Origin of the sequence: Tianweitania sediminis (assembly GCF_017813335.1) — a bacterium.
In the GTDB taxonomy this organism is placed as follows: Bacteria; Pseudomonadota; Alphaproteobacteria; order Rhizobiales; family Rhizobiaceae; genus Tianweitania; species Tianweitania sediminis.
Map to the genome: position 1 here is coordinate 138916 of NZ_JAGIYY010000007.1, position 17079 is coordinate 155994.

23 protein-coding genes are annotated in these 17079 nt (G+C 62.7%); all 23 read right to left on the minus strand.

Annotated features, from left to right (window positions below):
* Positions 1 to 15: 15 nt before the first annotated feature.
* The 23 genes from J5Y06_RS17465 to J5Y06_RS17575 all read right to left on the minus strand — a co-directional run bounded on the left by J5Y06_RS17465 (position 16) and on the right by J5Y06_RS17575 (position 16983).
* The gene (locus tag J5Y06_RS17465; RefSeq protein WP_209336471.1) at positions 16 to 4503 is read right to left on the minus strand and encodes a strawberry notch family protein; all 4488 of its coding nucleotides are present in this window, start codon (positions 4501 to 4503) and stop codon (positions 16 to 18) included.
* A gap of 401 nt (positions 4504 to 4904) precedes the next feature.
* Entirely contained in the window at positions 4905 to 5105 is a 201-nt protein-coding gene (locus tag J5Y06_RS17470; protein WP_209336472.1) for a hypothetical protein, read from the minus strand.
* Positions 5105 to 5398, minus strand: a complete 294-nt coding sequence (locus J5Y06_RS17475; RefSeq protein ID WP_209336473.1) for a hypothetical protein — start codon at positions 5396 to 5398, stop codon at positions 5105 to 5107. The genes J5Y06_RS17470 and J5Y06_RS17475 overlap by 1 nt, the downstream gene beginning before the upstream one ends.
* A gap of 116 nt (positions 5399 to 5514) precedes the next feature.
* Positions 5515 to 5673 carry a hypothetical protein gene (locus J5Y06_RS17480; RefSeq protein ID WP_209336474.1) on the minus strand — a complete coding sequence of 53 codons (159 nt, stop codon included), beginning with the start codon at positions 5671 to 5673 and terminating at the stop codon, positions 5515 to 5517.
* Positions 5666 to 5953, minus strand: a complete 288-nt coding sequence (locus J5Y06_RS17485; protein ID WP_209336475.1) for a hypothetical protein — start codon at positions 5951 to 5953, stop codon at positions 5666 to 5668. Before J5Y06_RS17485 ends, J5Y06_RS17480 begins: the two co-directional genes overlap by 8 nt.
* 122 nt (positions 5954 to 6075) lie before the next feature.
* Entirely contained in the window at positions 6076 to 6507 is a 432-nt protein-coding gene (locus J5Y06_RS17490; RefSeq protein ID WP_209336476.1) for a hypothetical protein, read from the minus strand.
* A gap of 125 nt (positions 6508 to 6632) precedes the next feature.
* Positions 6633 to 6941, minus strand: a complete 309-nt coding sequence (locus J5Y06_RS17495; protein ID WP_209336477.1) for a DUF4326 domain-containing protein — start codon at positions 6939 to 6941, stop codon at positions 6633 to 6635.
* 29 nt (positions 6942 to 6970) lie between these two features.
* Positions 6971 to 7462, minus strand: a complete 492-nt coding sequence (locus tag J5Y06_RS17500; protein WP_209336478.1) for a DUF5983 family protein — start codon at positions 7460 to 7462, stop codon at positions 6971 to 6973.
* A gap of 207 nt (positions 7463 to 7669) precedes the next feature.
* Positions 7670 to 8128 (minus strand): hypothetical protein, encoded by a 459-nt coding sequence (locus J5Y06_RS17505; protein ID WP_209336479.1) that lies wholly within the window; start codon positions 8126 to 8128, stop codon positions 7670 to 7672.
* 119 nt (positions 8129 to 8247) lie between these two features.
* A complete protein-coding gene (locus J5Y06_RS17510) occupies positions 8248 to 9030 on the minus strand; it encodes a hypothetical protein (RefSeq protein WP_209336480.1) in 783 nt (260 codons plus the stop codon).
* A 109-nt stretch (positions 9031 to 9139) separates the two neighbouring features.
* Positions 9140 to 9574: a DUF4262 domain-containing protein gene (locus J5Y06_RS17515; RefSeq protein WP_209336481.1), complete on the minus strand. Its 435-nt coding sequence runs from the start codon at positions 9572 to 9574 to the stop codon at positions 9140 to 9142.
* A gap of 76 nt (positions 9575 to 9650) precedes the next feature.
* Positions 9651 to 10088, minus strand: a complete 438-nt coding sequence (locus J5Y06_RS17520) for a hypothetical protein (RefSeq protein WP_209336482.1) — start codon at positions 10086 to 10088, stop codon at positions 9651 to 9653.
* A complete protein-coding gene (locus J5Y06_RS17525; protein ID WP_209336483.1) occupies positions 10072 to 10701 on the minus strand; it encodes a DUF1419 domain-containing protein in 630 nt (209 codons plus the stop codon). Before J5Y06_RS17525 ends, J5Y06_RS17520 begins: the two co-directional genes overlap by 17 nt.
* Positions 10702 to 10810: 109 nt before the next feature.
* Positions 10811 to 11815 carry a hypothetical protein gene (locus tag J5Y06_RS17530; protein WP_209336484.1) on the minus strand — a complete coding sequence of 335 codons (1005 nt, stop codon included), beginning with the start codon at positions 11813 to 11815 and terminating at the stop codon, positions 10811 to 10813.
* Positions 11816 to 11912: 97 nt separating this feature from the next.
* A complete protein-coding gene (locus J5Y06_RS17535) occupies positions 11913 to 12098 on the minus strand; it encodes a hypothetical protein (RefSeq protein ID WP_209336485.1) in 186 nt (61 codons plus the stop codon).
* 67 nt (positions 12099 to 12165) lie between these two features.
* Positions 12166 to 12501 carry a hypothetical protein gene (locus J5Y06_RS17540; RefSeq protein WP_209336486.1) on the minus strand — a complete coding sequence of 112 codons (336 nt, stop codon included), beginning with the start codon at positions 12499 to 12501 and terminating at the stop codon, positions 12166 to 12168.
* On the minus strand, positions 12498 to 12860 hold the full coding sequence (locus J5Y06_RS17545) for a hypothetical protein (RefSeq protein WP_209336487.1): 363 nt from the start codon (positions 12858 to 12860) through the stop codon (positions 12498 to 12500). Before J5Y06_RS17545 ends, J5Y06_RS17540 begins: the two co-directional genes overlap by 4 nt.
* A gap of 194 nt (positions 12861 to 13054) precedes the next feature.
* On the minus strand, positions 13055 to 14584 hold the full coding sequence (locus J5Y06_RS17550) for a hypothetical protein (RefSeq protein WP_209336488.1): 1530 nt from the start codon (positions 14582 to 14584) through the stop codon (positions 13055 to 13057).
* Between the two features lie 340 nt (positions 14585 to 14924).
* Entirely contained in the window at positions 14925 to 15461 is a 537-nt protein-coding gene (locus J5Y06_RS17555; protein ID WP_209336489.1) for a hypothetical protein, read from the minus strand.
* A 146-nt stretch (positions 15462 to 15607) separates the two neighbouring features.
* Complete coding sequence (locus tag J5Y06_RS17560; protein ID WP_209336490.1) at positions 15608 to 15943, minus strand: hypothetical protein; 336 nt, start codon at positions 15941 to 15943, stop codon at positions 15608 to 15610.
* Positions 15936 to 16406, minus strand: a complete 471-nt coding sequence (locus J5Y06_RS17565; RefSeq protein ID WP_209336491.1) for a hypothetical protein — start codon at positions 16404 to 16406, stop codon at positions 15936 to 15938. The genes J5Y06_RS17560 and J5Y06_RS17565 overlap by 8 nt, the downstream gene beginning before the upstream one ends.
* A 158-nt stretch (positions 16407 to 16564) precedes the next feature.
* On the minus strand, positions 16565 to 16783 hold the full coding sequence (locus tag J5Y06_RS17570) for a hypothetical protein (protein WP_209336492.1): 219 nt from the start codon (positions 16781 to 16783) through the stop codon (positions 16565 to 16567).
* Entirely contained in the window at positions 16783 to 16983 is a 201-nt protein-coding gene (locus tag J5Y06_RS17575; protein WP_209336493.1) for a hypothetical protein, read from the minus strand. The genes J5Y06_RS17570 and J5Y06_RS17575 overlap by 1 nt, the downstream gene beginning before the upstream one ends.
* Positions 16984 to 17079 lie beyond the last annotated feature (96 nt).

Here is a 17079-nt window from a genome sequence, read left to right on the forward strand (position 1 = left end):
GGATGTCCTCCGCGCTCAGCTGCCGGTAATGTCGATCAGGCGATGGCGCTGCAGAAGCCTGGCCAGGATGGCGGGCCCTTCCTCGCCGGTCGGGACGAAGAAGCGCAGCTTCCAGTTGATCAGCTCGGAGAACAGGCCGATGGATTTCAGCCAGTCGCGCATGCCCTCGCTGAATCCAGCCAGTTCGATGCGATAGTCGTTCATCACACGGACCCGGCGCAGCGTCATATCGCCTGCAAGGCCGATGATCGACGATCCGGCGAGAACGGCTTTCCACGCCTGATCGGCGCTGATGATTTGCGTCTGATCGATCCCGAAGTTGCGGCAAAGCCGCGCCAGCTCGGACGGCGCGATCATCCGGCCGACGATCGGTGCGCCACCATCGATTTGCAGGCGGAACACCTTGCAGTGGTCGCGTGGCAGGAGCTTCCAGATCGGCAGGAGCAGACCGGTCACGACATGCAGGGTCGAGGTCGTGAACTCGGGAATCGTCGTCAGCTCAGCCTCCCAGGCTTCAGCGAAGACCCGCTTGTCTGCCTCTTCCCAGTTCGTCTCCTCGAGTTGGTGCGTTTCGAAACGGATATCGCCCATCGGCCTGTGGAGAGAGACCCGCGGCACCACGGTCCCGTCTTCGAGCATAATCGAGCGGGTCGGGACCATCACGGCCGCGCGAGCGGACTTGCCATTGACCATGAATCTGGCGCGGGGATCGAAGGAGGCCATCGACAAGGCCTCCTTGAGCGTCATCGGCCGGTTCCGGATCAGGCGCTCGATGGTCAAAAGGTGCGACTGCGCGCCGGTGGCCGGATGGGTGTGGATCAGGCGACGTTCCTTGACTGTCATGCGTTCGGCCGACAGCGTTTCCAGACCCTGGTCGTAGACGCCGGCGGCGATCGCGCCTTCGATGCGCGCGGCGAGCAGCTGCTCGAAGGATTCGAACAGAAGGTTCTGCATGGAGATGGTGAGCGCCAGCATCCGGTTGAGGAAGGTGTGCATCGGCGGCAGTTCGTCGCGCAATCCGCCCTCCTCGGTGGTCAGCGACAGGCCGGTGATCGCCTCGAAGCGCGTCAATGAACAGCCGTCGATCTTGCCCTGATGGAGCAGGCCATAGAATTGGCGCAGCGCATCATGGGCATATTGCGATTCAAGATTGTCCTCGGCGCGGAACATGCCCTGCCCGCCGGTCTGCCGCTGTCCGCGGGTGATCGCCCCGAGCGTGTCGAGGCGCCGCGCGATCGTCGACAGGAACCGCCGTTCGGCCTTGACGTTGGTCGCGATCATGCGGAACCATGGCGGTTGCTTCTGGTTGGTGCGATGGGAGCGGCCGAGACCCTGGATGGCGACATAGGCGCGGAAACCGGCTTCCAGCAGATTGTGCCGACGCCGGCGCTGGTTCCTGGCGCCAAGATCGGCATGGTAGGAGCGCCCGGTACCGCCGGCGTCGCTGAAGACGAGAATGCCTTTCTCGTCGTCCATGAAGGCGCGAGCTTCATCGAGATTGGCGCTGCCCGGCCGGTTCTCGACGGCGAAGCGGGCGATCGGCCCGCTGTCGGCGCGCCGGACAATTCGGCGCGACCGCCCGGTGATCTCGGCGACCCGCTCCGTGCCAAAGGTCTGGACGATCTGGTCCAGCGCCGTGGGGACGGCTGGCAGGCTGCCGAGCCGTTCCACCAGGTCGTCGCGCCGCCGCTCGGCATCACGGCAGATCACCGGATTTCCGGCGTCATCGTAGACAGGCCGCGAGAAGATGTCGCCCTTCTCGTCGGAATATTCCTCGAAGAGCTGCACCGGAAACGAGTGCATCAAATAGTCGATGACGTATTCGCGCGGCGTCACGTCGACCTGGATGTCGGCCCATTCCTCGGTGGGGATCTGGGCCAGCCGCCGTTCGGTCAGCGCCGCGCCGGTGGACACGATCTGGATGACGGCTGCAAGACCATCGTCCAGATCGCGGTTCGTCGCGGCGATCAGGGCCGGCGTCTTCATGGAGGTCAGCAGATGATTGAAGAAACGCTGCTTGGAGCTTTCGAAGGCAGAGCGGGCTGCCGCCTTGGCCTGCTTGTTGCGCGTCCCGTCCTTGCTGGTGATCCCGGCCGCTTCGAGCGCGGCGTCGAGATGGGCATGGATGACCTGGAAGGCCTCGGCGTAGGAATCGTAGATGCGGATCTGTTCGGGTGTCAGCTCGTGTTCGAGGATGTCGTATTCGACACCTTCGAACGACAGGGATCGCGCTGCGTAAAGGCCCATCGCCTTGAGATCGCGGGCGAGCACCTCCATGGCGGCGACGCCGCCGTCTTCGACTGCCGAGATAAACTCCGACCGTGTCACGAAGGGGAGATCGGTGCTGCCCCACAGGCCGAGCCGCTCGGCATAGCCGAGGGATTCCACGTCTGCCGCGCCGGTGGCGGAATCATAGACAATGCGGGCATCGGGAACGGCGCGCTGGAGACGAAGGCCCGCCCTGCCCTGCTGCGAGGGCGCCTTGGCGCCATGGTCGGATTTGCCGCCGACCGCATTGGCCAGGGCGTGGCCCTCGTCGAAGACGATCACGCCATCGAAGATGTGCGTTTCGTCGGTCGGGTAAAGGTCCGGTTCATCGGCGCCGGTGAGCCAGTCGACGATCTGCTGGACGCGGGACCGTTTGCCCTCGCGCTCGTCGGTCCGCAAGGTGGCGAAGGTGGTGAAGAGGATGCCCTCCTTGAGCTTGATCGGCTTGCCCTGCCGAAACCGCGAGAGCGGCGTGATCAGCAGTTTCTCCTGGCCAAGCGCGCTCCAGTCGCGCTGGGCGTCCTCGATCAGCTTGTCGGATTTGGAGATCCAGACATGCCGGCGGCGGCCCTTCAGCCAGTTGTCGAGGAGGATGCCGGCGATCTGGCGGCCCTTGCCGACGCCGGTGCCATCGCCGAGGAACCAGCCGCGCCGGAACCGGACGGCGCCTTCGGCATCGGGCGCCACCGCCTTGAGATTGTCAAAGGTGGCGTCGGTGGACCAGAAACCGGCGAGATGGCCGGAATGCGCTTGGCCGGCATAGATGACACTCTCGAGCTGGGCGTCGGACAGGTCGCCATTGGCGATGATGCGCTTGGGCAGATGCGGGCGATAGCTGGGTTTCGGCGGGGCGACCGAAGCCATTGCGACCGACTCGACCAATTTGTCGGGATGGGGTTTGGCGTCGGGGACGTGGATCGACTGGACCCGGTAGGGCTCATAGATGCCGTCGGCCGCGGCGGCGTGATCGCCGGCCGGCGCATCGCGCAACTCGTAGGAGAGTTCGACGATCTCGTCTTCGGAGGGGGCTGGAGTGGCGCGCAGCGCGAGGGGGCGTGGATTGGGGACAGGCGCCGTCTTCCGGCCGGATGGGGCGATCACCGCAGCCGGACGTCTGGCGTCGGCTGCCTTCCTGGCGGCCATCTTCGCCGCGACATCGCGCAGGACGCCGTTCGCCAGCGCGCCGATCGACGCCGCCGACGTCGACGGCGAACGTGGCGGCAGATCGCCGATCCAGCGGAGCAGGGTTTGAAGGTCGGGCGCGACGCCCATCGAGGTGACCAGCTGCTTCGGATCGGCCGTGGCGATCTTGTCGATGACGGTCAGCCGCGTTTCGACCGTCGTGCCGTGCCGCGCGTAGACGGCACCGTCAATTCCGGCGCTGAACAGGACCGTGCCGTGTTCCTGCAGGCGCAGGAAGGCGGTGCGCCATTTCGGATTGTCAGGAGACAGGCCCGCGCCTGTGATGGCGACCAGCCGGCCGCCGGGCGCGAGGCGCGCGAAGGCGGAGGACAGGTGACGCCAGGCCGCGTCTGCCACGACCCCCTCGACATGGATGCCCGCCGAGAAGGGCGGATTCATCAGCACGACGGTCGGGCGGATCGGCCGGTCGAGATAGTCATCGATGTGGGCGGCATCGTGCCGCGTCACCGTCGCGCGGGGGAACAGTTCCGCGAGAAGCGCATGGCGAACCGGCGCGTATTCATTGAGGGAAAGTCGGGCGCGTGCGAGCTCGGCCCAGATTGCCATCAGACCGGTGCCGGCGGAGGGTTCCAGCACGACATCGTCGGCCATCACGCCGGCGGCGCGGGAGGCGACGAAGGCAAGCGGCATCGGCGTCGAGAGCTGCTGAAGTGCCTGGCTCTCCTCGGAACGACGCGTATGGCTCGGAACACGTTCGGCGACCTTCATCAGCATGGCAAGCGCTGCCTGCGGTGATGGCGATTGTGCGGTGATGGCGGCGCCGAACTTGCGCAGGAACAGCACCTGCGCCACCTCGGTCGCCTCATAGGCGTCTTTCCAGTTCCAGTGGCCTTGGGCATCGGTGCCGCCGAACGCCTCGGTCATCGCGCTGCGCAGCGCGGAAGCGTCGATCGACTGGCCACGCTCCAGATCGTGGAGGCGGTGGCCCGCGGCCGAGAGGATAGCGGCCGCGCGTTGCGCGGGCCTATGGCCAGACGTGGCGAGAGGGCCGGCCGTCACGGCAGCGGCCGAAGGTGTTGTGACGATGTTCATGGGAGATCCCTGTCTTGTGAGGAAAGGCGCCGGCGGCGCTCTCTCCGCGCCTCCGGGCCACGCCCCTTCCGGCCCCACTCTCCCTCTCGCGCCGCCGACGACCGCTGGTGGCGCATCCGGCGGCAGTCGACGCTGGGGCCGCTCGCGAGGCGCCCACCGGGACGGCGTTGCGGCATTCAGCGGTCCGGTGGCACGATGCCTAGCTCCTGTCTGCCAAGCACGGCCCAGACGATCGCGCCGAGGACATCGGCGGGGTCTTCATAGACTTTATCGACCGTTCGATAGCGATCTCCCTATCCTGGCATCGACCACAGGAGTTCGGGAGACCTGCTCGGGATAGGCGGCGCACAGCAACCTGGCGCCGTTGCTCTGCGTAATTCAGGATTCATTCGGAGGCGACATCAGGCTTCCTCCATCTTGGCAATGACCGCGCGTGCGCGCGGGCCATCGGGGATGCGCTGCCAGTAGACCGCGTCATACACGTCGTTCACGCATCGGGTTATTTTGACATACACATTGAGCCGGCCGGTCCCGTCTGGCCGCGTGCGGTACACCCTGCTGCCGTCCGTGATCAGCTTGAAGCCTTCCACCTTGCGCAACATCAGACTTCCTCCACGCGAATGGTGAACGATGTGCCGTCGTCCAGCGCCAGTTCGATCAGATGACAGGCACCTGTCCTGCTAGTCCGGATGCTCTGGATCCGGGCTGCGGTCTTGTGGACATTGCTGATGACATGCGCGGGGCAGTCGTCGGGGTGGGGAAATGCCTCGTCACACTTGACGATGTGTGTTTCGATAAGCTCCGACAGCATGGCCGAGACCGTCGCGGCAGATGTCTTCGGCAGGCTTTCCTCGCGAGCGTGATTGGCGGCGTTTACTTCTCGTGTGCGTGTCATTCGTGAATTCCTGTTCTTGTTCGAGCGTCGGGAAGGATCGACGACGGCGCATCCGAGACGGCGTTGCCGTCTCGAGAACCAGTTCGACGATGTTCGGTGGGAGGGCGGGATCGGCGTTATTCTTGGCGGCGAGCCTGGACGCGGTAGGGCGGGTCGAGGAAATTCCTGGAGCCGAAGCGTTTGTCGAATATCTGCTGCGCGTCGTTCGCGTCCTCGGCCTCGATTTCAACCGTGCCTTCGATCTGCCAGTCGATGATCCAGCATTGCTTAGGCATTGCCGTCGCCCCGCAGGATGGAGATCGCGTTCTGCAACTTTCCCGACAGTTCGCACGCCCGGTCATAGTCGGCAAAAACGTTAGGTTCGTCGCCGACATCGCCGAACACCTCCTTGCGAACCTCATCCAGGTCGGTTGCGAGATCGGCATGCACGGGGAATGACCGTAGGGCGATCACGGCCGCTTTCAGGATTTCCTTGTTGCCGATGGGACAACCCGACCAGTCGCATTTCTCGATGGCGTCGGCGATCTGCAGGCGTTGATGAACGACATGTCGCATGGGAAGTTCTCCATGGAGCGCGAGAGGAACCTGCCCGGATGAAGTGCGCTCTCTCCGGCTCCAAACGGCCGCGCCTCCCGGCCAGCCTCTACCTCCCGCGCCAAGCCCGGCGCGGCGGATCGTCATGGTGCCGCCGGCACGCCAGCTGCGGATGGCTGATCCGGATCGCATCGCCCGGCGATGATGGCGTGCGCCTTGTCGACCGCGGCCCTCGCTTTCGGCAGCCAGCGGTCGAATTCCGATGCCGGCAGACCGATCGGCTGGGCGATGGAGGCGAGCTGTTCAAGCAGCTCGTGAAAGTGGGTGACCATGCGGTGCGCCGTTGCGTCGAAATGCGACGGCACGTCGATTTCCTCGCCTTCGTAGGCGGCATCCTGACCCTTCCAGATCCCGGTAACATAGGTGGGACCGACGCATTCGTAGTCGGGCAGTTCGCCCGACCAGTCTTCATCCTCGACGGCCAGACGGCATGCCTGCTCGGGGGTTGCGGCTTCGAATGTGTGCTGCCGGTAGTATGGTATGCGATAGGTTGTTTCGATGGTGAAGATGGGCATGGTTCTGCTCCTGTCTTGAAACGACAAAGCCCGGCGCGAAGGCCGGGCCGGGTACGGATGTCAGTGGTATTGGCTGTATGGGCGGCCGGGTTCGACTGGCTCATTCCCCTTGGCGCGGCCGTCGCTTACGCTGCAGCCTTCATCCCGTGCCACCAGGCGATGCGTTCCTGACGCGTCGCGTTCGCCAGCCGGTGCAGCAGGTGGCCGTGGCAGGGCCTTGGCGCGCAGAAGCAGACCAGGTCACAGCCCCGTAGCTCATCGAGCGCGCGAAGCAGGTCATGCTGGTCCGCAAGCCATCGTTCGTATTTGGCGATAACGGTCGCCCGATCGCCGTCGCGGCCGATGATGAAGCGATTGCCCCATTTTGACCCACGGCCAATGTAACGGGCGCCCTTCGGGATCCCGTCCACATGTTTGTTGAGAACTCTGCACATTGGTCCTGCTCCCGTGATCCCCAGGACGATCACCAGTCGAAGACCGGCAGGTCATCGATCAGCGGACCGGCGCCGTCGAATTTGATCCACAGGCAAGCGTGTGAGAGCGCGTAATCGAGCAGGGGCGTGAGCGGACCATCGTGCTGCATCTTCGCGTAGACGATCCAGCCGTGCTCGTAGGGGATGACGATGCCCTTGCCGGATTCGAGGAACATGCGGGCCTGTGCGTCGAGATGGGCGGTGCTGATCACCAGCATCGGCTCGATATGTTCGCGATTGGGGAAGAGCTGCGCAACGTTGCTTTCCTCCCCTGGCAGATCGATCCATCCGTCCGGCAGCTCGATTTCCTTCGGCCAATCTTGGGGAAACTTCTGTTCAGGCACATAGGCCCAGTCGAAAAGAACCGGATCGGTATCGTCATGGATACCGCTTGCGGTCAGAAGGCAGTTCAGGCCATCACAGGCCTCGGCCCACGATCCGGCGCGGATGACAAGATCGACAGTGGCGATATAGGCTTTCATGGCAGGCTCCGTCGTTGATGCTCGTGGTCGACGATGTGGGACACCCTTTCCGGTCCCAGACACCGGCCCCTCCCGGCCCGCCTCTGGCTCTCGGGCGGCGCCCTGCGCGCCAAACCCCAGCGCCGGCGCGCGGGCGCCAGTTCGACACAGATCGCTCATCCTCGATGGTGGCATCGACATTGGTGATGGCGAAGCCGGCGACCATGGTTATCGTACGATCTCCCGTGCTGATCGGACCACGTCCATGAAGGTGTGGTACTCTCCAAAGAGGCGCTCTTCATCGAGATCGGCGATGAACTCGTCGAGATCGCCAGTGGTCTCTTCCTCGGGAAGCGACACGGTTGCTATTTGCCGGACGAATTCCTGCATTGCGTCGCAGCGTTTCCTGTCGGCGACCTGCGGAGCCTGTCCTTCGCGTTCCGTGTCGACGCTGATGTCGCTCATGGTGATGCGCAGGTTCATCGGCTCCTCGTGTTCCGGATCGTAAGCATGGACGACAAGGTTGCCGTCCTGGATTTCGAGCCAGAGCTGACGTTCGGTCCCGTCGGGACAGGTCGCTTCGATGCGATAGCTTGTGGGCGTTGCCTCCTTGGCCTGGACATCCCACGTCCTTGCGTCGACGTTGAGAGAGATTCCGTCATTCAATCGCCAGTCATGCATGATCATGGTGCTTCTCCTGATTGGATCGGGTTGGAGGCTGCTTGGGCAGGCCCGGAAGATGCGAAAGCCCGGCGAGCCGGGCTTTGATCGGTTCTTTCTGGAAAGGTGGCGGCTCAGACGCGGCGTCAGATCCGCTGGTGGTTGGAGGATTGGTTGATCATGTCGTCGAGCCATTCGGCAGCGACGCGCGCCGTCCGCGTCAGCCGCTCGCAGTTCGCGTTCTTGACGGACTCCTGGTCCTGAAGTGCGTTGCGGACCCCGGCCGGGATCGCGAGGATTGCGTTCATGGTCTCATGTGCGGCGTCCTTCGACACGAAGTCGCCGATTGCCGTGGCGGTGTTTCGATCCACGCCATAGAGCGACCAGAACACGCGAAACTCTCTGCCTTCCTTCTGAGCGATGGAGAGTTCGACATTGAAGGCGTCCTCATCGCGGAAGGACCGCACCTGATGATCGCGTTCGAGACACGGCCTCACCTCGTAATATTCGAAGGCGAGCGTGTCCCGCATTGTGGGTGAAAGGTGGTCGCGAAACGAAAAACTTGGTGCCCGGGTCGGTGTCACCGCATCAGGTGTGAGCACGTTGAGGTCGGCACCGCAGTCGGCACAGATGTCGTCGCCGCGATTCCAGTGTCTGGAGGGGCAGGCTTCGGGCGTGTGCGGGAACGCTTGATCGTGCCTGGACCCATCCTCGAGCAAATAATCAACCGTGATCGGACCGCGTTGCTGATGCTCGGCGATCAGACCGTCCGCTGAGTCCCAGACGACGATGTGTGACACGCCGGACTGCGTGCCGAAATTCGACTGCGCCAGGTCTGCCGCAATGAAGTGATTGTCGACGGGTCCTGGCTCGGGGGTATAGGCGCCTTCGTCGATGATGAAGGCTGCGAAGAAGGCCTTTCTGGCCATGGCGATTTCCTTTCTCAAACAAGTCGCACAGCTGCGTTCGCGGGATGACGGCGGTCGGAGCGAATGGGGGTGAGGAGAGATTTTGCCGGTAGGCCGGCAACGACATCGATCAGGGTCGCTGAACGTCGTAGCGTGGGGCGCAACCGACATCGCCGGGATAGCGGCCGTTCTCATCGCAGACCATGATCTGCAGAACGTCGTAGCTGTCGTGGCCCAGATATTGATCGACCTGGATGGTGTAGCGGGAGCGTGCCAGCGGACCGGCCTGGCGGACCTTCACCGGCACCGTCCAGCCGATATCGACAAGGCCGGTAACAAGCGGCTTGCCGTCTTCGCGCATCTTGGCGCCGAGTTCATTGAGCAGTCCCGCGGCGATGTGGGAGGGGAAGTCGCCGATCAGCAGAAGCTCCGGCAGACCGCGATCGACATTGCCGATCGTATAGGTAAAGCCGGGATCTGATCCGTCTCCGAAGATCTGGAACAGGTGCTGTCCGTAGGAGTCGATATTCTGCCTGACTGCACGCATGCAACCTGAAATCGTCATGGGTTTCTCCTTCAGTTGGGATGGCCCCGACATTCTGTCGGGACGGAATATCTGGTGAGCTTTGGATCGGCGGAGGCTATGTGATCAGGATGCTCCTGTGACGCACGGCATCAGCCGGCCGAATGCGGCCGACGACGAAGACTTCGTCGCTATTGGCCTCGAAGAGCATCAGGATGCGGTCACCGACGGCGACACATTCGTTGATCCAATGGCGATCGCTATCGCGGTATCCTCGCGCGCGATCGGGCGGCACGTAGACGATGGTGAAGTGCGACAACGTTTCGTCGGTGGGCGCCTTGCAGAAATATTCCTTAACTTCGATCACGACGCCTCCCGTGCTGTAGGAGGTCGCGACCGTGTCTCCGGGGCGCACGAGGTCGGCGACAGTCGGCGCGCCGGGCAACGTGCGCCGGTATTGGCGGCGATCGGGAACGCCGAGATTGGCCGTATAGGTAGAGCGCGCTTCATAGCTGTGTGGGGTCGCGGCCGCTTGCTTTCTACGAAGGGTCCGCATCGTTGCTGCCTCCCCTTCTGGTGCGCCGGGCGAGGATGGCCGGCATCCTGGCATCGATCTCGTCGTCGGTCAGGTGCTCGAGAAGTTTGAGGACGGCGGCACCACGATCGCCGACGACGATCGTGCGCTTGCCTTTGTCGCCCTCGGGCCAGGCGTCCGGATTGGATTCGCCGGCGATCCCTCGGAAATCCGGATGGGTGGCGTTCCAGATCGCTTCGAGCTTTTCCTCTCGCGTCATGCTGTCGGCCGCGCCCGTCTCATGGGCGATGATGGCTGCCCGCATGGCTTCAGGGCTGTGCCTGTCGGTCAGGTCGCAGAAACCGTGGAACCAGCGTTCGCGGCCGCGAATCCTGACCGAGAAAAAGACGCTGGTGACGTTGCCGGCCCGGTATTCGGACATGCCGAACATGCCGGTCCGCTGGAACAGCGGCGGGAGGAGGCCGAGCATGAAGTGGTAGCTGGCGGCTTCGATCTCGAACCATTCTCCCGAATAGGGCTTGCCGGAGAGTGGGTCGAAGTCGGGGTTATCCTTGTGATGGTCGAACAATCGGAACATTTGCTCGCGTGTGGCAACGCCGTCGAGCACCTTGCGGAAAGGCGGATGTGCGGTCATGGGGTTCTCCTGGGCGCGGTTCAACCGCGCGCGGCGTGAGCCGCGTCGTTGCAACCGCATGGCTTTGTTGAGGATGCTGGCCCGATGGGCGGTGGAAGCGTTGGCGACTTCAGGCCACGGAGCGTGCGTCGCGCGCGTTGTCGTCGCCTCTCAGGCGGTTCGACATGATCAGGAAGCGGTCGCGATCGGCAGCGCCGCGTTTGACGCGGAAATTGTCGTCGACGACGCCATTGACGCGCGCCCACTGGTTCCACGCGAAGTTTCGGCCGAGCCCGACCGTGGTGTTGGAACTCGGGAACCTGTCGGCGTTGTGGACCAGTTCTTCCCACGACGCGCCGAACTCGACCTCATCGAAACGGCTGTGCCGGCCGCTGAGCGCGTTGCGCTCCAGATAGAGGGCGCGCTCCAGAAGATCTGGCTGATGGGCCGCCAGCCAGAACAGCTCCCATAGTTTCGTCGCCGGGCAGAAGAAGCAGGCCGATTTGACCGGCACATGGTCTGCGCCGAGCACTTCGGTGATGATGTCGACGCAGTTCGGGCGTGCCCAACCGAGGATCTGCAGGGGGTACTCATAGTCGAAGTCCGCATCGGCCTCCGGCAGGTTGCGCGACCGGCGAATGTCCGCGGGGCTGCAATCGTATCCGATCAGCTTGACGATGCGCCGGCCGGTTCGCTGGGCTTCGAGCCAGATCGGATGGGGTGGCGCCGCGTTGGGGCCGGACCTGGCGCCCTTGATGGCGGCATCCTGCGGCTTCTGCTTCCATTTGATACTGCAGGATTTCATGCCGAAAGCGAGGCTCGGCAGCGTCTCGTTGGCGATGCAGTTTCCGTAGAGGTCGTCATAGCCGGTGTCGGGAAGCGTCTTCTTCCGGCACATGGTGATCGGTGGCCAGTCCCATCGCGCCAGGACAAGCTTCATCTGGTCGAGGTGATCCAGGGTAAGCTGCTTTTCGGCGTTAAGATCGGCGCAGGTAATGATGCGGGGACGTAAGCCCGCAAGTTTCAGGGCAACCAGCATGGCGGTTGAATCGACCCCCGCGCCATAGCAGACGGCGAGAAGGCGGCCGCCAAGTTTGGCGCGCAACTGGTGCCGTTGCCGGTGGGTGAGCGGCATTGGAGCCTCCGTCGTTGTGATCCCGGATAACAAAAGCCCGGCGGAATCGCCGGGCAGGATGACTGGACCTCGGTGCGGTCGAGCGGCGGGAATGGTCCTAGCTGTGGGTGTAGCCGTCGGCCTCGATACACAGCCACATCCCGCACCACGGCAGGGCGATGGCTCCATCGCCGGCGGGGACCGACGCGGCGAGCCTGCGGAAAGATCGATAGGGAAGGCCCTGATCTGCCTGTCGCCATTTTCGATGGATGGCGCGGCGCTGCTCCCTTGTCGTGCGGGTCATCTGGATGTCTCCTGTCTATAGGTTGATCTGAGGCGAGCGTGGCCGAGCCTGGTGCAGACGCCGAGCACTAATGCAGCAGATCGGCGAGACCGATCTGCTGGAATGCATCCTTCATGGCCGGATCGAGGCCCGGGTCGATGCGGGCCGGCCCATGTCCGTTCTCGATATTCCACGAGTCGATGCGACGAAGCTCGGCGACAAATTCCTCGATGGAACCGCATTGCTGGTGGGTCGTGTCGCCTTCGCAGTAGGTGAAAATCGCAAGCGTCGTCGGATTGGCCCAGGTCCCAAAATAGGAGGCGTCCTGCGCCGTATCGATCTGGGCAAAACCATTGGCGTATGAACAGGGACCGAAATCGTAGAGGTAGCGATCCGCGGGTGCGAATTGGCGCGTGATCTTCATCGAGAGGTCTCTATTGCTGACGGGGTGGGCCGTTGACGATCGGAGCTTTCGATGAGGCTCTGCGCGAGCGCATCGTGGACCAGTTTGGGGATCTTCCAGTCGTTGACCCAATAGTAGCGTTTGGCCTTGAGGCCCGCGATGTAGGCATCCTGCTCTTTCAGGGAGCCGAGGCGATTAAAATGCCGCCGCGAGTAGTCGATCATGCCGTCTCCGTCGCTGAGTTCGAGGGGACCGGCGGCGGCCAACGATTCGATGTGTTGACGAAGCGGCTTGATCGCGCCGTTGTAGTTATAATGCTTATCGAGAGCCGCATTCAGGCGGCCGCGCTGCATTGGCGTGAGATGGTCGGACTTGAACATGGGGGTTCTCCCTATGGATGAACGCAATGGCAAGCCGCTCCAGTCGGTCGTTCCCGGAGAGCGGTTCGGCGCAGGTTGCTGGGGCGAATGTTCGGCTGATGCGAACGGCAGGGCCTCACGGTCGCCGGTGAATGTTTCAGCCGGAGATGTAGCCTAGGCCGTCGGCGACGACGTCCGGCTTCAGGTCAGCAAGGTCAAGCTGGCGTCGCGGCGTCCGTGTTCGAAGCCGGCGGCAGGCCGCCGATCGAAACCTCGCCGTCTTCGATATGTATGAGGAAAGAGCCCTTCTTTGGCATGCGCCAGACAAGTTCACGACGAACCGTGCGGATGATCGCGTTCAGGTCGGCGTCCGACTCCGACTGAAGCAGACGGATGCACACGTCCTCGGCTTCGTCACCGAACCATTGCTGCTGTTGCTCATACGAGCCGGCATCGACATCATCGGAGGGGCAGAACAGCGCGTCGGTCAGGAATGTCTCTAACTCGTGCGGCGTGATTTCTGATTGGTGGGTGACGCGGATATCGACCTCGTCAAGCGCACCATAATCTGGACCTGCGACGATCAGATCTGTCGGAAGGAGCCAGCCGCATGCGGACTTGCCGTCGCTGACATTGACGTCGACCTCAAGGATATCCGGCCGTCCCTGACCTTCGAAGACGTCGAACGGTTCGATCTTCTGATAGTTGGAGGCCGTGTGCATCCTGTATGATCGAAGGGTAATCCGCCGCAGGCCGTCGTACCATCCATAGCCGGCGAAGGCATCGTGCGGCTCGAACATCGGGAGAGATTCCTGGGTTCGCGCAAACGCTCGTGCAACATTCTGTTCCTCGAGGGGTCCCTCGCCAGCGTAGAGAAGGGCATCCGGCGATACCGGCAACGGGGCGTGAAGCCCAAACCGATCGGAATCGGCGCATGACGGCGCGAACGGCGCCAGCTGTGGTTCGGCTTCTTTCAAATCAATGCCGAGGGCGCGCCCTCGCCGATAGTCCTCGAAGGAAAGGCTGTGTGCGTCGTGTGCGGATACCAGTCGGAAATACACACGCTGGATTTCCTCTACGAGGGCCTCGAACATATCATTGCGCACGACCTCCTTGCGGGCTGGAAGCACCAGTTTGAGATGGGCGCAGTCGACGACATCGATCCCAGCCCAATAGTTGCGATGCCAATGTTGCGACAGGGTCGGCAACGGCATCCTGAGCGTCACGCCGTGGAAGTTTGCATTCGCAATGTCTTTGTAGAGGCTGTCGCGTTGGAATACTCCGATGCGGACGCCGCGCCATTCTTCGACATGTTCCGCCTCCGCGAGGAAATCCACGCGTTGCATTTCCTGGCCGTTGAAGATGACCGGAAGTGGGAAGAATTTTGCGGCGCCAGGAACAGCGCCGGCGAGATGGTCGTGGTCTGTTTCGGGAAAGACGATGGTCACGCCGGCATGACCTGCAGGTCCGGGAGCCACATCGATTGGCTGCTTGCCGTGAAAAGCATCTGGCGTCGCTTCGATGCGCCAGGACTCTGCGGTGCCTTTCTGCTGCGCGACAAGAACTGCGCCGCGATTGGCGAGAGCGAAGAAACCCATGCCGGCGGCATCCTCGGACTGGGTCAGGGTTTTGGACCAGCCGCTGTGGCCGAGCGAAAAGAGCGATCTCGGATCGGCGATGCCGGCCCCATCATCGACAATACGGACCGCCTTGCCGAAGCGGGGATCATCAATCTGGTCGATCACGACCTTCGTGGCGGCGGCCCGGCGCGCATTCTGTAGAAGTTCGTTGAGAATGTCTCCGATCGAGGCGTTGAACAGGCGTCCAACCTTTCCGATGGCCTCGGGCGAAACCTGCGCATTGAAGGAGAAATGGGATGTCATGAAGGTGCTCCTGATGAGGCTGAGCCGGGCTGACCGTTGGCGGGGTGGCCGGGCTGGATGAATGATCGCGGATCGGCGTCGGCACGCTCGCGTGCCGCGCCGGGCGGCCGCGAGGAACCCTCTCCCGGAATCCAGCGGCCCACCGCCTCCCGCCCGCCTCTCCCTCTCGGATCGAGGCGATCCCGGATCAGAGCGCGCGGCTTCATTTGCCGCGGGAAGACTGAGAGGCCATCGCCTTGAGATCTATTTCCCATTGCGGGATGATTTCGACGCGTGGGCCGCGCGTCTTCGTTGCACGACGGCGGCGGATTCGCTTGTCGACATAGGCCTTGGCCCAGTCACGGGCGGTTTCTGCCTGCGCCTCGTCGCGTGCGTGCTTCGCCGTCTTCCAGATCGTGTAGAGCAGCGCGTATTGGAGGCGATCGGGCATGGCGAGGATTGCTGCCTCCAGATCGCCGCCGTCGTAGAATGAGGGAACGGCAAGAACTTCCCGGCCGCCGCCATGATGCATCAGGATGTATAGTCCCGATGACGGCGTCCCGCGTCTTGCCAGCTTGATCGCATGGCTAGCATAGGTGGTTGCATTGCCGGAGGTACGGCGAAAGACGCGACGCTCACGCGACGGCTCATCGAAGCCGCCGAGCGGCGACGCGATAACCTCGAAGCCGTCAAATGCCTCACAACGGCCGCGGTCGCTCTGCTCATAGCCGTGGCCGAACCGGATAAATGCTGCGTGCATTGTCTTGAATCCTTTTGCTTAGACAACATGGTCGTCTCCACCCGCGTGAAGCCGGCAGAACGGACTGGATTGATAGTGACGATCGAGGGTGTTCAGGCCTCGGCGGCCAGGACATTCAGTTTGGCGATGCTGGCGGATTCCTCGGCTTAGCGGATGATCCGCCGGTCGATCCTTGCGATGAGGGCGAGAGCAAGATCGCGTGCCTCAACTTCGGCTGGCGACCACGATCCGTTGACCGGCAATGTGGCCATGACCTGAAGCACCGTCGGTAGATCGGCTTCGGCGGCCAGCAAGGCGAGACCGCGGACGATCTTGTCGCAGTCCATGTCGAAGCGGTGAAGCTGGGTCTTGGAACCGCTCACCAATGTGCCGATATGGTGCTCGCCGCCGGGCTCCAGGGAGAACAGATTGCGCCGACCTGTGTGCACGGTCGAGGTTGCCATGTAGTATCCGGCGCACAAATCGCCCGAGAGATCAGCCATGGCTGCGACCCTCCGCCAGCGCGATGCTGCGTTCGGCATCGAGAAGGAACGCGCTGAGCATGTTCGTTGCCTCGCTGCCGATCCGCAGATGTGGTTCACGCCGATAGGCGTCATCCCTGAAACCAGTTGCTGCGGCGCGCAGCCCCTTCAGGGAATCGAGTAGCACGGGGCGAGCTCGCTCACGCACGATCGCGCCGTGCAGGGATTCCAGAAGATCGTCGATGCCTTCCTGAATGTCGTCATCCTCAAAACCGGCGATGAAGCTCTCGGCGCTTTCAAGAGTATCGACAGTGCCGTTGGGACTATTCCGGTCGATTTCCTCGACGGCTATATGGGAGACGGGCTGGCTGTCATCATCGCCGGACGCCATGCCTTCGAGAAGGGCTTGCTGAACGACGTCAGCTATCGGCACTGGTAGCTGAGACGGATGTTGGACGGTAAGGGAAACGAGAAACTGGCGCATATTAAAACCTTTCGAATTTGTCGTTGAACAGCGAGCTATTCAGCCGTCGGATGCTGACGGGCTGAGTCGGTTCGATTGGTCGGAACCGGCACGAATCCGGATCGCCGGAATTGCAACGCTCTAGCGAACTGCGTGGCTATTCGATTTGAGGGTGACGCTCAGTCGCCATAATCGATCTCGGCATCCGGAAACTGCGCGAGGTATTTCTCGGCGATCTTGACTGCCTCGCCATAGGTGGCGAGATCTTCTGTCTCGGCGACGACGTCACCGTCATCACGGACCAGAACATCATAGGAATCGGGATCATCAGGAGGTTCACACAGTGTGGCACTCCCATTGGGCGTGTTCTTCATCGGGAAGATGGTAATCTCGATCATCACACATTGATCCTTTCGCAAAGGTCGTCGATGGCTTCGAGATCGATCGCCTCATGGGACTCGCTATCGGTTGCGATGTCGACGATGTCGTCCGGCAAATCGCCATCGGTCTGGTCGTGGACCTGCTGGTAGAGGCGCAGCGCGGCGAGGATCATGTCGCGCTCGTGGGGCGAGATCGCCACGTTTCGATATTGGATCATGGGTCGTTTCTCCTTGCAGGATGTTGAGGATCGGGTCAGGCAATCGAGCTGTCGCGGCCGGTCGCCCGTACCGTCTGTCCGAGTGAGGTTTTGGAG

Bases quoted from the DNA above. Each gene is read 5' to 3' on its own strand.
- J5Y06_RS17465 (WP_209336471.1), bottom strand. From the start codon at position 4,503: ATGAACATCGTCACAACACCTTCGGCCGCTGCCGTGACGGCCGGCCCT.
- J5Y06_RS17470 (WP_209336472.1), bottom strand. From the start codon at position 5,105: ATGTTGCGCAAGGTGGAAGGCTTCAAGCTGATCACGGACGGCAGCAGG.
- J5Y06_RS17475 (WP_209336473.1), bottom strand. From the start codon at position 5,398: ATGACACGCACACGAGAAGTAAACGCCGCCAATCACGCTCGCGAGGAA.
- J5Y06_RS17480 (WP_209336474.1), bottom strand. From the start codon at position 5,673: ATGCCTAAGCAATGCTGGATCATCGACTGGCAGATCGAAGGCACGGTT.
- J5Y06_RS17485 (WP_209336475.1), bottom strand. From the start codon at position 5,953: ATGCGACATGTCGTTCATCAACGCCTGCAGATCGCCGACGCCATCGAG.
- J5Y06_RS17490 (WP_209336476.1), bottom strand. From the start codon at position 6,507: ATGCCCATCTTCACCATCGAAACAACCTATCGCATACCATACTACCGG.
- J5Y06_RS17495 (WP_209336477.1), bottom strand. From the start codon at position 6,941: ATGTGCAGAGTTCTCAACAAACATGTGGACGGGATCCCGAAGGGCGCC.
- J5Y06_RS17500 (WP_209336478.1), bottom strand. From the start codon at position 7,462: ATGAAAGCCTATATCGCCACTGTCGATCTTGTCATCCGCGCCGGATCG.
- J5Y06_RS17505 (WP_209336479.1), bottom strand. From the start codon at position 8,128: ATGATCATGCATGACTGGCGATTGAATGACGGAATCTCTCTCAACGTC.
- J5Y06_RS17510 (WP_209336480.1), bottom strand. From the start codon at position 9,030: ATGGCCAGAAAGGCCTTCTTCGCAGCCTTCATCATCGACGAAGGCGCC.
- J5Y06_RS17515 (WP_209336481.1), bottom strand. From the start codon at position 9,574: ATGACGATTTCAGGTTGCATGCGTGCAGTCAGGCAGAATATCGACTCC.
- J5Y06_RS17520 (WP_209336482.1), bottom strand. From the start codon at position 10,088: ATGCGGACCCTTCGTAGAAAGCAAGCGGCCGCGACCCCACACAGCTAT.
- J5Y06_RS17525 (WP_209336483.1), bottom strand. From the start codon at position 10,701: ATGACCGCACATCCGCCTTTCCGCAAGGTGCTCGACGGCGTTGCCACA.
- J5Y06_RS17530 (WP_209336484.1), bottom strand. From the start codon at position 11,815: ATGCCGCTCACCCACCGGCAACGGCACCAGTTGCGCGCCAAACTTGGC.
- J5Y06_RS17535 (WP_209336485.1), bottom strand. From the start codon at position 12,098: ATGACCCGCACGACAAGGGAGCAGCGCCGCGCCATCCATCGAAAATGG.
- J5Y06_RS17540 (WP_209336486.1), bottom strand. From the start codon at position 12,501: ATGAAGATCACGCGCCAATTCGCACCCGCGGATCGCTACCTCTACGAT.
- J5Y06_RS17545 (WP_209336487.1), bottom strand. From the start codon at position 12,860: ATGTTCAAGTCCGACCATCTCACGCCAATGCAGCGCGGCCGCCTGAAT.
- J5Y06_RS17555 (WP_209336489.1), bottom strand. From the start codon at position 15,461: ATGCACGCAGCATTTATCCGGTTCGGCCACGGCTATGAGCAGAGCGAC.
- J5Y06_RS17560 (WP_209336490.1), bottom strand. From the start codon at position 15,943: ATGGCTGATCTCTCGGGCGATTTGTGCGCCGGATACTACATGGCAACC.
- J5Y06_RS17565 (WP_209336491.1), bottom strand. From the start codon at position 16,406: ATGCGCCAGTTTCTCGTTTCCCTTACCGTCCAACATCCGTCTCAGCTA.
- J5Y06_RS17570 (WP_209336492.1), bottom strand. From the start codon at position 16,783: ATGATCGAGATTACCATCTTCCCGATGAAGAACACGCCCAATGGGAGT.
- J5Y06_RS17575 (WP_209336493.1), bottom strand. From the start codon at position 16,983: ATGATCCAATATCGAAACGTGGCGATCTCGCCCCACGAGCGCGACATG.